We start from the raw sequence: 14,113 nt of genomic DNA, 5'->3' as shown, positions 1-14,113 counted from the left end.
TGGCAGGTGGTGCCCCGCCTCCGGCGCCGGCACTTACCGGGACGTCATCACGGTCGGTATCGGAACTGTTCGATTCCTCCTTGAGCGCCGGGGTACGCATTCCCGATTCGAGCGGTACCTGACGCTCCCTCACCTCACGCAGAATGAGGCTGTCCGCCCTCGTACACGTCGACGTCCTGGACATGGACGAACACGAACTCTCCTGGCAGGACGTGCTCTCGGAGCCGGTGCGGGTGTCAGAGGCCGGTTGAGAGCTCTCCGGCGATCTGCCGGCCGCGCGGGTCGCCCAGATCGGCCAATGCTTGGGCGGCAGCCTTGCACCAGTCGAGCCAGTCCGGGTCGCCCCGGTAGTCGCCGATCAGTGTGTGCAGTGCGCGAACTGCCGCATCAGGATCCAGGGGGGCGAGCCGGTTCGCCGCGTCGAGGCGGTCGTCGAAATGGATGTCCGCTCCGGCGAGGTACTCCAGGGCCGGGCGGGCGCGTTCGTCCCCGGCAGTCAGGAGTACTTCAGCGGCTCGTACCCGGACGGAGTCGTACAGGTGGGAGTCGCGGACGAGCCGGTGGCAGGCGTCTTTCCCACGCACCGGGTCCAGTTCCAGCAAGGACCTGGCAGCCAGGAGACGGTCGCTGAAGTCCGGGCTGTGAGGGTCCTCGTTGAACTCCTCGTCCAGGAGCCGATCGTCCACCAGTGTTTCAAGCGCGGTGGTGCCCTCCTGGAGGTCCAGTTCCGCCAGCACGCTCGCCGCCCAGACGCGTGAGGTGGCGTCGCTGTCGGGATCTGCGCTCGCTGTTGCCATGGCCTGTGCGGCCGTCTGGACCAGGGGTTGCCACGTGTCGGCGAGCAGGGTGCCCAGAGACAGCTGGGTGGCGATCAGCAGGCACCCGCGGATGTTGTCGGGCACCGCCAGCGCCTCAAGGGAGGTGGCGGGATCGGTGGGCGGGGCGGTCCCGGGGTCGATGAGGAAGCCGATGTAGGAGGCGGTGTCCAACGGCGCACCCCACGGGGTCGACCCCCAGTCCTCCTCCCACGGGCCGAACAGCCGGTCGAGCTCACGGGCATGGGCAGAAGGGGTGCGCGCGAGGTGGCGGGCAGCGCAGTACTCCTGAAGGGTCTGGTGGAGGAAGGCGAAACCGTCCCCGGAGCGAGTGAGCAGCCCGCTGCGCCCCAGGACCGAGGCCAGGAAACCGTTCCAGTCGTCCTCCGGCACGGCGCGGGGGCGCCGCGCGCTGTCCAGGGCGGCCAGCGCGCCGACCCAAGACGTTATGCCACCGCTGCGGTGGCCATACGCCAGGCTGTCGATCGTGTCCGGCAGTTGATCGAGCAGGTCATGCGCTCGTGACACGGCCGTGGGGCCGAAACGCGCAAGGGCGGCTTCGGCCTGGCTCCGCACCCCCGACAGGCCCCTGCCGCTCATCCGGCGGTGCAGCAGGTCGGTGAATCTCGCGTACAGAGCACCCCGGGTGGCCGGCAGCGACTGCCCGGGATGGGCGGCATACAGCTGGCACAACATCGTCGCCATGAGCGGAGTACGGGCGAAACCGGTCAGGTGTGCGTCGTCCAGCACGCGGACGAACCGGCCCGCCGCCTCCCGGGAGTCGGGCACACCCAAGCCGTCCAGGACACGCTGGGCCGCGCTGGACAGTTCACTGCGGGAGAAGGGCACCAACTGGTAGCGGGGCACGTCGCGGCCCAGGATGCGGAGATCCTTCCCGGGAAGCGGCCGGGTGGCCACGACGAACCGGTACAGGGGGTCGGGCCCGGCGGCGAAGTTGGCCAGGGTGCGCAGGAGGTTCTGCCGGTCGTCCCGGTCGGTGATCTCATCGAGTCCGTCGACCAGCACGAGCCAGCAGGCGCCCGGGGCGGGCCTGTTGAGGAAGAGCTCGTCGGACAGCGTCTGCTGCAATGCGAAAGCAGCCAACTGTGTGGTTGCCGCTGCCGCCAGAGCACGTGGCAGAGGAGAGCCGAGCAGCGCTGTGGCCGGCACAGTCACTCCGAGCAGCCGCTGGTCCTCGCGGACCAGCCAGCGTTCGGCCGAGTCGGCCTGCACCGCGCGCAGGAGGCTGGACTTTCCGCCGCCCGGGCCGGCAAGCACCAGACACACGGGTGCGCGTCCCAAAACCGCGGAGGCATCGGCAACATCGCCGGGAGACTGATCTGCCGGACTGTCGCGCTGTCGCCCGTTCTCCGAGGCGACCCGGTGCAGGCGCTGCGGCACGTAGACGGAACTCAGCGACGGCACGCCCGCCCGCCCGGCCTCGGGATAGGGATGCGTCTGTGCTGCGAGCCGGCTCGCGCGCACGTAGTCGGCCAGGTCCGGGCGGGTCAGACGCAGCGCGACGTCGCGGAGCTTCTGCGGCGTCAGGCGCTTGCGCAGGACCGTCTCCGGTACATCGGGCTGTGTCACCAGCGCCTGCCAGCGCGGTCCCAGGCGCCCGCCCATCGCGAGCCTGACCCGGTTGAGGAGATCCGCGTGCAGCGCCTCGACTTCCCCGACCCGCAGATGCGGGGCCAGAGCGAGGAACACATCGCGGTTGCGGCGCTCCAGCTCATAACGGTCCGGCAGTTCCTCGATGCGTACCAGCCGCAGGAACTCCGCAGTCTCGGCAGCGTCCGCATCGAGATGCCTGGCGATCCGGTCCAGCCGCTCCGTGCTGTCGCCGCCCCGTCCCTGCGCGACGGCCTGCACATCCGCCTCGGCGCTCAGCGGACCCTCCACGCCGACCGTCAGGACGTACGGAAGGTCCCTGTGCTCATGCAAGGCCCGATGAGTGCGCAGAAGACTTGCCAGAGCCTTGCTCCGGAGTACCTTGGACAAGGTCCAACTATCCTGCTTCTCCCGGGACTTGATCTGCTGGAAGTCCCACAGCACCACATCGCCCGTCACCGTGCCGTCGGCCCGGGCGACCAGGACATCCTCGAAATGCTCGCACGTCACGTGGACCACTCCGCCACCCGCCAGCATCTCCAACACCCCACGGAGCGCGGCCTGCGCCTGGTAGGTGAAACGCTCCTCGGTCGCCGAGCCCGTGTCGTCAGGCGCCGGAAGACAGCCTGGATCCTGCATCCCCCGATGATCCCCTCTGTAGGCCGGTCCCCTCCGGCCGCAGCATAGTGACACCCCGTCATGCGGGTGCAGGCCGCGCGACCGGCGCCAGACGACGGCCGGCACCGGCTAGGGCAGGTCCAGATCGAGGGCCCGCAGCCCCGACCACGCGATGTGCAGCGGCAGTCCCACTCTCCCGCGCTCCGGTCCGGTCAGCTCGTCGAGACGGCAGGGCAGCCGTCGCCTGTACCTCGCTCGCAGCAACGACGCGACGGAGTCGGGGTCGTTGTGCACGCTGTCCCTTTCCTCTTCCTCTGCGCGTCGGCCTGGTTGTACAAGCTGCTGTGTGTGGCCGGCGCGCCGGCCAGGCGGCTGGGTGTGGCAGCGGGCGAGGGCATGTTTGCGGGGAAGGCTACTTCAGGGCGGCGACGATGGGTGCCCGCAGAGGGCGGGAGTTGCCCGGGACGACGAGGCGTGCAGCGGCGGGCGCGATGACGCGGGGCAGCCGTGAGCCGTTGTGGAAGCCACGGCCGACTGCCCTGTCTGCTGGGCAGCTTTCGCCGCCGTGCATGGCGGGGCGTTGTCAGCGGCGGGTCATAGGGTCGTTGCCATGGCTGACGAGGTAGCGGCGGGCGACGGGCTGGTCCGCAGGATGGAGGGGGACCACGAACTGCTGGCGGCACCGTCGGCGACGGCGCGGCCGCTGACGGTGTCGGCGCCGCACCTGCTAAACACCGGAGACCTCCAGTGGGAGAGTGTCGAGCACCTGGTGGCGTGGCTGGCACGGCGGGTGGAGGGCTGGGAGGAGACCTGGCTCTACGGGGAGCGGGGACAAAACCAGCACGGCATCGACGTCGTCGGTGTGACAGGCAGGAACGCGGCGGTCTTCCAGGCCAAACGCCTGAAGGAGTTCACTCCGTACGACCTCGAACACGCGGTGGGCCGCTATGCGCGGGGCAAGCGGCCCTTCGAGGCACGCCGGCTGGTCGTGGTCACCACCCACGACGCGAACCGCACGGAGATCAGCGAGAAGCTGTTCGAGCTGCGCGGCACGTACCCGGACCTGCAGATCGAGTTGTGGAACCGCAAAAGCCTGTCGGACCTGCTGCGCCCGCACCCGGACATCGTGACCGCGTTCTTCGGGGCGGCCACCACCCAGCTGTTCTGCCCGGCGCCCCCGGCGCCCATTCTCTCGCCCGCGGAGGCGAACGAGGGACCCAACGCGCAGGCCCTGTTGCGCGGCCCGGTAGCCCATCTCGGGCTGGACGGGGACCTCGCCGCCGCGGACCAGGCCCGGCAGGAGAATCCCGCGACGGCCGCCGCCGCATACGGCCGGATCGCCGAACAGCTCGAACAGACCCTGTACCGCCCCTACGCCCGGGCTCTGCGCGCCCGGCAGGCCGCTGCCCTGCACGCGGCCGGCGACCCCGACGCGGCCGTGCGTGTGGATATGGCCCGTATGGCCCGCGATCTGGTCGAGGGCCGTGCCGTCGAGGCCCGCGCCACTCTCATCCGCCTGGCGGAGGAGCAGGTGGAGGCGGACGATGCGCGGATCCGCACGGTGAACACCCTGGGAAGCCTGGCCGAGTTCGAATTCGAGCACCGGGTCACCCTCGACGGTGTCGCCGCACACCTCGACGCCCAACTGGACGACGATCCCAGCGTGCTCCAGGCAGCCACCCTGTTCGCCGAGCACGCTCTGGCCGAGCGCCGCACTGAGCTGGTGACCCAGCGGGCACACCGCTTCACCGCGATTGCCGAGATCAGCGGCACCAGCGACCTGGACACCGCCCGCCTGCAGGCCTGCCTGGCCGACGCCGACCCCACCGGCGACGCCTGGCGCGAGCTGCACCGCACCGCCCGCCACACCTACCCCATTCCCGTCCGCGGCCTGCTCGCAGCCCGCCGCGCCCGCTTCCTGGCCACCACCGCAGACACGCACGGTGCCGTCGACGGCTACTACGACGCGGTCGAACTCGCGCTGGCCGCCCGCACCCACCAGGACGCCGGGGAGTGGCTCGCCGCCCAGCGCCTGGTCCTCAGCCGCAGCGCCCAGGCCCTCAGCGAACGCGAGAAGATCTTCAGTGCCCACGGCTTCGAGCAGGTCCTGCGCCAGGCCAGTCGTGACAGCGTCCTGCCTGCCACCGCGGACACTCGAGCATCGGCCATGTTCGACTTGGTGCGGGAGAAGTTCCACGACGCCCGCCAACACCTGCTGCAGTATCGCCGGCGTGCCGTCGCCATGGGCAGTTGGGGACACCAGAACGAGGCCGAACAGCTCCTGGCCCGGCTGCACATGAACGTCGGGAACACCACCGCGGCGATGACCCACCTCATGAACTCCGGCGCAGCCGGCACAGCCAAGGCCGTGCGCACCTTCGTCCCGGACCTGCCCGCCCAGGCACTGGACTGGCCCGCACCCGAGGACCTGGCCGGCCGCCCGGTGTGGGAGCGTACCTGCGCCTTCGCCATCACTGAACGCATGGCCGACGCGCTCACCGACACCTCAGCCAGGACATGGATCGACGCCGCCCTGCAGGAAGCGGCCACTGACGCCGCCCGCGGGGCCGGCCTGGCCACCCTCACCGACGCCGCCTGGGGCACCCTCGCCAAACTCGCCCCCGCGGCCACACCCGCCCAGGCACAGCGCATAGCATCCCTGGCCGACCCGGCTGCTGCTCCCGCCCGCTTCACCACGGCACGTGCACAGGCGTGGGCCCTGGCCGCGGTTTCCGAGGCACACGGCACGCAGGCGCCCGCAGCCGTGGAACGGCTGACCCGGGCCGTGCTGAGCAACAGCGACCTCATCAGCACCGTCGTCAGCCACGGCGAGGACCTGTTCAGCCGCCACCCGCAGATCGTCGCCGAGGCCTGCACGGCCCCGGCACGCCAAGGCAGCCTCGACGCGCTGCGCCTGCTCCTTCTGGCGGGAGCCGAACCGGTCGTGTGCCGCGAGGTCATCGCCGGGCGGCTCGGCCGGGACCCCGGCGCCGAGCCCGGCGACCGCCCGCAGCTCGGCCCCGCGGAACTGGTCCTGCTGGGCGAACAGGTGCTGCCGCCCACCGTGCTCACGCCCTGGGCTCCGCGGCTCGCCGCACAAGTGCAAGAGCCCACGGGGCAGGGCGGACAGCGCTGGGTCCTTGACGCGATGACCGTGGCCGCCTCGGCCCTGCCCCGTGACCAGCAGCAGCCGTACGTCGACCTCGCCTTCCGCGCTGCCCGCGGCGAACTCGCGGCCGGCCAGGGCGAGGAACTCACGCGGGAGCACCCTCTGGACCGCTTCCGCTTTCGGACGGGGCCGTCCCTGCTGCCCCAGCAGGCATTGGTGAGTGCCGCACGGCTGGCGGGCACCGACCCGGACACGGCGGGCAGCATCGTCACCCTGGCCCTGACCCAGCTCCGAAATGCCACCGACGCGGAAGCGCGGCTGATCGCGCGAGCCCTCAATCACCTCGCACCGCGCCTTCTTCCCCCGCTGACCACCCTGGCTGTCCACCACCAGCCATGGATCCGCTGCCTGGCGACCTCCCTCAGCAACGCCGACAGCACTGGCCTCAGCCTGTGCAGGAACCTCCTCGCCGACGACCCCGACTGGCGCGTGCGCGTCAATCTCGCCCGGAACCTGCCCGACGGACACAGCCTGCTCGCCCGGATGCGACAGGACGTCAACCGCCAAGTCCGCCAGGCAGCCCAACGGACCGCGCGGCTGCCGGCTTTCATTGACACGTAGAGCGCTTCCCGCCGGACTCGTCGTCCACGCTCTGGGGCTGGACAAGCCGCCGCGTCTGGCCGGCGCGCTGGTCACGCGGCTGCGGGCGGGTCTCGTTGGCGGAGGAGGGCTATTCCAGGGTGGCGATGAGGGGTGCCCACAGAGGGTGGGAGTTGGCCGGGACGACGAGGTGTGCCTGGTGGCGGGCGCGGGTCATGACGACGTAGAGCAGCCGTGAGCCGATGGGGAAGGGTTCGCCTTCGGGGCCGTAGTACTCGTCGTCGGCCAGCAGCAGGATGGTGGTGTCGGCTTCGCGTCCCTTGGTCTGGTGGAGGTTCATCACCTGCACCGGCCGCGGACGCGGCCGGCTGTCACCCACCAGAGTCTCGTCGCGGGCACGGTGGAGTTGTTCGGCCACCGCCGTGATGCTCTGGTCTTCCTTGAGCAGGCGCAGTGCGCGGCGGGTGGTGGGGGCGGCCTGGAGCCAGGCCTCCTGGCCGCGGAAGGTTCCGATGCGTGCGTAGGCGCCGGTGACAAGCTCGGCAAGGCGGTCGACGTCGGCGTACGGGCCGATTCCCGCCGAGCGAAGATCCTGCGCGAGCGCACGCAAGGCACGCTCCAGCGCGGGGTTGGACCTGTCCAGCATCTGCTGTGCGAGATCGGAGAGTCCTCGGCCGCGCAGGCACGCGGTGACGAACACGGCCAGCGCCCGCCGCACCTGGGCGGGCTTCTGCCCGAGCGCGTGGTGGATGAGGGCGAGTTGGGCCGAGAGGGCTTCTGCATGGGCCTCGGTGAAGCCGACCTGTTCGTGGATCACACCGGCTGCGGTGAGGGCGTCGGACAGGGAGGTGGTGGCGATGTTGGTGTGGGTGAAGATGCTGACGGTGTGCTTCTTCTGGCGGGCAGCCCGGGTGAGCTCGATGACCTGCGCGTAGCCGCTGTCGTCCGTGATCCGTGTGACGGTAAGACGTCCCTGCTGGGCGGCTGCGCGGAGGGCGGGGTCGGTGAAGCGGCGCTGGCGGGCGGCTTCCGCGGCGGCGGGCAGCACACCGGAGGGGTCACGGTAGCTGGCGGCCTGCAGGTCGATGCGGCGGGCGCCGGGCAGGGCCATGGCGTCCGCGATCCGGGCGGCGGGGTTCACCCCGGGTTTGAACGAGCCCTCGTAGATGCTCTGGTTGACATCGCCCAGCAGGATGCGGCGCGCTGCGGGGGCGATCTGCTGCAGGAAGGCCCACTCGGTGGCGTCGGTGTCCTGGAACTCGTCGCAGATGACGAGGGTGTAGCGCCCGGCGTAGTGGTCGCGGACCGTGTTAAGGGCCAGCAGTCGGCGGGCGGCCGGCATCAGCTGGTCGTACGTCAGCCCGGGAGGGGCCCCGGGCACGGTCTGGTTGGCCTGGCTGAGCACGCTCTGGGGAGGCGGAAAGCCGTGGTGCGCGCCGAAGCCCGTGATAACCCTCCAGGCGAAGCCGTGGAAGGTCGACACCTCCAGCCGCGGCCGCAGCTCTCCGATGACGTTCGCGGCCCGGTCGATGATCTGGGCGACGGCGGTGCGCGAGAAGGAAAGGAACAACACCTGTGTCGCAGCCGGCAGTTGGGCGCGCTGTCCGCGCCGGGCCGCCTCCTGCCGCAGCCGCAGCAACTGTTCGTCCGCTGCTTCCAGATGGGCGCGGGCGGCCGCGACCGCGGTAGTGGTCTTGCCCGTGCCGGCGCCGCCGCTGACTACCAGCACCTGCTCAACGCTCTCGATCACCGCACGCTGGTCCTCGCGTGCCTGATAGGCCATCAGGCACCCGCCGGCCGGGACACGGCGGTCACATCGATCAGTTGCGGCCCGCTGTAGGAGGGGTCGGCGGCCAGTTCTAGCAGGGCCAGCGTCGTGGAGATCACCGGCGGGTGTGGTGCGTTGGGCTGGGCGTAGAGGGCTTCGAGGAACTGTTCGTGCAGGCCCTGTCTATGGATCACCTTGCACAGGTTGGTCACCGCGGCCTCGGTGAGCTGGCCGACCATGGGGTCGGGGATGCCGTACTCGGTGAGCGTGGCGCTGGCGTCGGCGAGCGCCTCCAGTGGCAGGCCGTCGGCAATGGCTCGCTCGATGGCGCCGGGAGGCAGCCGGATCACCGCGTCGCATGCGGCCTGGATCTTGGTGAGCTCGTCGGTGGTCTGGGCGCTGGCTTTGTCGCGGTCGATCACCGCCAGGACGCGGAAGCCCAGCTGGCGTGCCAGGCTGGCGACGCGGGGAATCTGGCTGATGCCCCCCTCGCCTCCGGTGCCGGAGGCGACCAGACGGATCCCGTGGGCGGACAGGGGCAGGGAGGAGGGAGGTCGGCGGCGGTCGACCATGCTGAGTACGGCCACGTCGTGCGGGCCCTCGGTGATGGCGACCGTGGGGGCGGTCAGCGCGGCCAGAAGCTGGGTGTGCCACTGCCGCATCGCGACCAGTGCTTTGCGGTCCATGATCCTGGTCAGCTGATGGTGGGAGCGGACACCGCCGTGCCGCACCAGCCGGATGACCTCGGTGGGCTCGAAGGCCCGGGCGGCCTCCGGCCGCCGGGTGGACAGCCACACCTGCCCGGAGCGGGCGCGCAGCAGGGCCGCCAGATGCTCGGTGGCCGGAGCATCCAGCTGGTCACCGAAGTCGTCGGCCAGCACCACGGCTCCGGGCACGGTGGCCAGCAGCATCGCCTCGGCCATCGACAACACCGCGCTGACCGTGCTGCCGTGCTGGGCCAGCCCGAGCATGCCGCCCGCGTCCAAGTGCAGCGCCGCACGCAGGGTCCGCAGCAGTGCGGCCACCGACCCGTCCTCGGTGCGGAAGCCGACCTGCTCCGCGGTGACCGGAGTATCGCCGATCCGTTCCCCTGTCCCGCCGACCGCGAGTACCGCGTTGACGGCTTCGGCCACAGCCGGACTGGCCGACAGCGCTGCCACGGCCTCTGCGACGGCCTGGGCCAGCGCATCAAAGGCCGCGGCACCGGCCTTTGCGTCCCGCTCGTCGAGGATGCGCCGCAAACCCGCACCGGCACGCAACTGCAGGGGCTGGCCGGCATCGAGGGTGACCACCGGCAGCATCCGCCGGGTGGCGGCCGGAACCCGGGAGTACTGGCCGAGCGCCGGGTTGCTGCGCGCCGGGAAGTACACCACCGACTCCAGCGTCTCGGCTTCCTCGTCATAGCTCAGTCGATAGGCCAGCCGCGCGCACAGCGAAGCATCCGCAGACGCATCAGGATCCTCACTCGCACACCCGGAGTCCTCCAGCGGCTCCAGGACTCCGTCAAGCAACTGCTGCACATCGGGATCGAGATCGGTCAGCGTCACCTCGACCTGGGCGGCCTCCACCCGCTGCAGCACCGCAGAGGCAGGCTCCCGTGTGTCGACGTTGTCGCCGGACGCGTCCTGTCCCGCTGCACCTTCCGTGCCGGCGGCATCGGCGGCTGGCACTTCGGCGACGGCTTCCGCCTCCCCCTCGACCGCGTCACCGCCTGCCACAGCCGGCGCAGCGTCGTCGGCACCGTCCAGGAGGACCGGCCGCTGATGCAGATCGGACAGTGCGGCACCACGCGCGGCATCCGGATCCAGGACCCGGGCAAGGGCGGTGATCAGATCGGTACGTCCGGAGCGGGGGACCCCCGCCACCAACACATGACTGCCCGGACGCACATCAAGGCGTCCCCAACCCCTGAAGCCTTCAATCAGCACCCGTGTTACACGCACACAAGCATCTTTAACACGTCATGTACCTGCAGTCTGCCCCTTGCACCGAATCACCGGACACGAACGTGCTGCCCCGGCACGAGACGTGGCTCTCCCGGTCCGCTGCCGGGTACCCGACAGGACAGGCCGAGCCCGTGGACGGACGTTGTCAGTGACGGCTGTCAGGATCTGTTGTCATGGGAAGACGGCGAAGGGCTACCGAAGTGGCTGCAGTTCGGGCCCGGCTGAAGGCCGAGTTCATGTCCAACCTGTCCAGCCCGGGCACGGCGCTGGAGGACCTGCCGCTGTCCTCCACGGACCGGTGCCAGTGGCGCTGCCCGGCGGAAGGATGCGGTCACCAGTGGCCCGCCCGGTTGCAGTTCCGCACCCGTACCGTCAAACCCTCGGGATGCCCTGAGTGCTGGAAGCGCCGCAACCGCGCTCACGGCCCGGGAGAATCGCTGGCCGAGGTGGATCCTGCGCTGACGCGGCAGTTCCGCCGCAACCTCAGCCGACCCGACCGTGGCCCGGACACCCTGCGCCCGCAGTCCCATGACCTGTGCGAGTGGGAGTGCGCTCAAGGGCATTTCTGGCCGGCGACGCTCGCCAACCGCACCAATGGGCGCGGCTGCCCGGACTGTACCGGCCATGGCCGCTCCCCGTTCGAGTGCAACGTCGCCATGCTCGTCCAGGCCGCCTCCGGGCTCACCGTGGAACTGGACCATCGCCTCCGCCTGCCCGGGCGCCGTCAGGACCGCTTCGACCTGTACCTGCCCGAGCCGGCCCCGGGCCTGCTCATCGACCTGGACCCGGAATGGACCCACGGCAGGCCAGGAAGCCTGGAGCGGGACACCGCGAAGACCGCGGCAGCGCTCGCCGCCGGACTCGACGTGGAACGCATCCGAAGCCGCGGGCTGCCGCCCGTCCCCGTGCACGGATTCGCTCACCATGAGGCCGGGCCGGGAGTAAACCCCGAAGACTGGGCGGAGGCGGTGGGCGGCGTACTGCGACGCCGCGGCCTTTCCTGGCGGCAGCTCACACCGGCCGAGGCCACTGCGGCGCTCACGAAGGGCGCGCAGCTGTGGCAGAAAGCCGTGGCCGGCCCCGAGGTGTCGGCGGTGGACGTGGCGTCGTAGGCAGCACGGCGCCGCGGTCGACCGGTGTCCTTCGTCGGCTGTTCGGGCGGGCAAGCCCGGGCGCAGTGCCTGCACGCACGCTGTCTGTACGGCGCCAGGGAGAGTTGGGAGCATAAGGCGATACGCCGGGCAGGTGGGGAGTGGTGTCATGGGTTCAGACGAGATCAGGTCCCAGGGCTTCAGCCTGAAGGAACTGTTTCGTGACGTGACCTATGAGATCGACTACTACCAGCGTGACTACACCTGGGGGGAAGCCGAAGTCCGCACGTTGCTGCGGGATCTGTGCGGATCGTTCAAGAACTGGTCGACGGACCCGGCGTACCTGCGCCGACCGCACACAGCACCACAGTACTTTCTGGGGCCGTTCGTCTACTACGAGCCGTCGAAGAACCGACGCCAGCTGGTCGATGGGCAGCAGCGGTTTGTCACGCTGCACCTGCTCTTCCTGCAGCTGCGGCTTGCGGCGCAGGAGCGCGGAGACGCCAGAGCGATCGACCGGCTTAACCGGGTGATCACGATCGACGGAGAAATTTTCTCGCTCGGCATCACCGATCATGAACCCGTCCTACGGGCGATCGTCGCGGTCCGCAAGTACGAAACCGGCGCCGGGGACTCGCTCTCCCGCCGCAATCTGTGGGCACGCAGCCAGCAGATCGAATCCCAGCTTGCCGAAGAGCTCGACACGGAGAACCTCCACCGGTTCACCGAGTGGCTGCTTGACCGGGTGGTCCTGGTCGGCATCCGGGCGGCCAACTCCGATCACGGCTACCGCATGTTCGAGACGATGAACGACCGCGGCGCCCGCCTCACCGCCGTGGACCTCCTCAAGAGCCACCTGCTGTCCCACGTCGGAGCGAACGAAGACCAGCTCAATACCCAATGGCACGAGATGATCCGGGAACTGGCCACCGACAGAGAAGACCCCACTGCCGCATCCCGCTTCATCAAAGCCTTCCTCCTGGCCCGCTGCGCACGCGAGGGCCAGGACGACGACCGCCGGCAGATCGACAGCAACCTCAACGTGTGGGTCCGCCAGAACGCCGCACACCTGCAACTGGTGCCTAAGCGTCCCGACAACTTCCTGCGCTTCGTCCAGGACCTGCTGAAGTCGGCCAGACTGTTCCGGCCTTTCCTCGCGGCCAGCCGCGGACTCAAGAAGGACGGCGACCGACTGGAGGCGGTGCTCTTCAACGAACGCAACGGACTTGGCAGCCAGGCAATCGCCGTCCTCGCCGCCATCGATCCCGACGACCAGCCCTCTGACGCCAAGGACAAAGGACGCCTCGTCGCCTTCTACATGGACCGCTGGTACGCCCTCAGAGTCCTGCAGGACATGCCCGTGCAGTCGGCCGACGCCGACGCCCTGGTCCACGACACCCTCGTTCCCCTCCTGCGTGGCTGCCGCACCCCGGCTGACGTCGCCTCCGCACTGGGCGAGCTTGTTGTGCAAGACGGCGGCTCGGTACGCGAAGCGGTCACTCTAGGGCTGCGGGGCAACAACTCACACCAGATCCGCTACCTGCTGGCCCGGGCCACCGCCTACGTCGAAGAAGCCTGCCAGCGGCCGCACGACGTACTCGCCTACCTCGACCGGGACCGCTTCCACATCGAGCACCTGTGGGCCAACCACCACCACCGCGTCGAAAAGGAGATACCCAACGCTGTCGTCTTCCGCAGCCGCCGCAACCAACTCGGCGGCCTCGGCCTGCTGATGGGACGCGAGAACTCCAGCATCAACGACCTGCCCCTCAACGGCAAGGCCGCCTACTACGCCCGTAGCAACGTCCTGCTGGGCATCATCGCCCCCGGCTACGACCAACGGAACCCGCTGCTGCGCGACTTCATCAAGACCCACAAACTTGACAGAGTCCTCAGGTCCTTCGGACTCAAGGAGACCATGACCACTGTCGTCCAGACCCGCCAGAACCTGTATCTGTGCCTGTTCGAACACATCTGGAACCCTGAGCGCCTCGGCCTGCCCGCCACTCTGCCCAGCGAGCACAACGGCTCCCACGAGCCAGCCGCCCAAACGCGGCCGGCCGTCGCGAGACGCAGGCCGACAGCCGGGCGCCGTCGCACGGATGTCGCCAGAATGGTCGCAGCCCAGATCCTCAAGGCCGGCACACGCATCGTGCTCACCTACCGCTCCGCCGATCATTGGGCCACCATCGACGAAGAGGGCGGCATCATCCTCACTGTGACCGGAGGCACCCCCTACGGCCGGGTCGACGAAGCCGGCGCTGTCGCCCGCGGCACCAAGACCTGCCAAGGCATGAACGAATGGCACATCGAAGACGAGGTGGGGGTGCGCATCAGCCTGCGGACCGTACGCGATCGCGCGGTGGCGTCCGGTGCCCTGTAGCGCCCCTCCCGCCAGACAATCTTGACTGTCGCGCCGAACTCATCTGCGGAGGGCTTAAGTTGACGGCATGCTGGCGCCACCCCGATCCTCCGGGCCCACCAGGCGACCCCCGGTGCGAAGGGCTGTGGGACGGGCGGGCGCTCTCGTTGCCGAGCGGCGGCACGGTGCCCGG

The 14,113-nt window shown here is 69.9% G+C and carries 7 protein-coding genes; 3 read left to right on the top strand and 4 right to left on the bottom strand.

Translation table 11 applies throughout. The annotated features are described in order from the left end of the window. Positions 1-236: 236 nt before the first annotated feature. Together ACFU53_RS01515 and ACFU53_RS01510 are read right to left on the bottom strand one after the other, a co-directional pair. A complete protein-coding gene (locus ACFU53_RS01515; protein ID WP_383984717.1) occupies positions 237-3,065 on the bottom strand; it encodes a dsDNA nuclease domain-containing protein in 2,829 nt (942 codons plus the stop codon). Positions 3,066-3,173: 108 nt separating this feature from the next. Further along, the gene (locus ACFU53_RS01510) at positions 3,174-3,338 is read right to left on the bottom strand and encodes a hypothetical protein (RefSeq protein WP_383984714.1); all 165 of its coding nucleotides are present in this window, start codon (positions 3,336-3,338) and stop codon (positions 3,174-3,176) included. A 316-nt stretch (positions 3,339-3,654) separates the two neighbouring features. Between ACFU53_RS01510 and ACFU53_RS01505 the strand changes: the two genes are divergently transcribed. Continuing rightward, positions 3,655-6,774, top strand: a complete 3,120-nt coding sequence (locus tag ACFU53_RS01505; RefSeq protein ID WP_383984711.1) for a hypothetical protein — start codon at positions 3,655-3,657, stop codon at positions 6,772-6,774. Between the two features lie 109 nt (positions 6,775-6,883). On the opposite strand, the gene ACFU53_RS01500 is transcribed toward ACFU53_RS01505, so the two are convergent. Both ACFU53_RS01500 and ACFU53_RS01495 read right to left on the bottom strand, forming a co-directional pair. Beyond that, positions 6,884-8,536: a UvrD-helicase domain-containing protein gene (locus ACFU53_RS01500; protein ID WP_383984709.1), complete on the bottom strand. Its 1,653-nt coding sequence runs from the start codon at positions 8,534-8,536 to the stop codon at positions 6,884-6,886. Beyond that, positions 8,536-10,410 carry a hypothetical protein gene (locus ACFU53_RS01495; RefSeq protein ID WP_383984706.1) on the bottom strand — a complete coding sequence of 625 codons (1,875 nt, stop codon included), beginning with the start codon at positions 10,408-10,410 and terminating at the stop codon, positions 8,536-8,538. The genes ACFU53_RS01500 and ACFU53_RS01495 overlap by 1 nt, the downstream gene beginning before the upstream one ends. 257 nt (positions 10,411-10,667) lie before the next feature. Here ACFU53_RS01495 and ACFU53_RS01490 point away from each other — a divergent pair, with 257 nt between their 5' ends. Next, positions 10,668-11,579: a zinc-ribbon domain-containing protein gene (locus tag ACFU53_RS01490; RefSeq protein ID WP_383984703.1), complete on the top strand. Its 912-nt coding sequence runs from the start codon at positions 10,668-10,670 to the stop codon at positions 11,577-11,579. Positions 11,580-11,727: 148 nt separating this feature from the next. Next, positions 11,728-13,941, top strand: coding sequence for a DUF262 domain-containing protein (locus ACFU53_RS01485; protein WP_383984700.1), 2,214 nt, complete (start codon positions 11,728-11,730; stop codon positions 13,939-13,941). Positions 13,942-14,113: the final 172 nt, after the last annotated feature.

The organism is Streptomyces sp. NPDC057474, from assembly GCF_042802555.1.
Classification (GTDB): domain Bacteria; phylum Actinomycetota; class Actinomycetes; order Streptomycetales; family Streptomycetaceae; genus Streptomyces.
The sequence above is the reverse complement of the archived record's forward strand: the minus strand, read 5'-3'. Positions and strand labels throughout refer to the sequence as shown.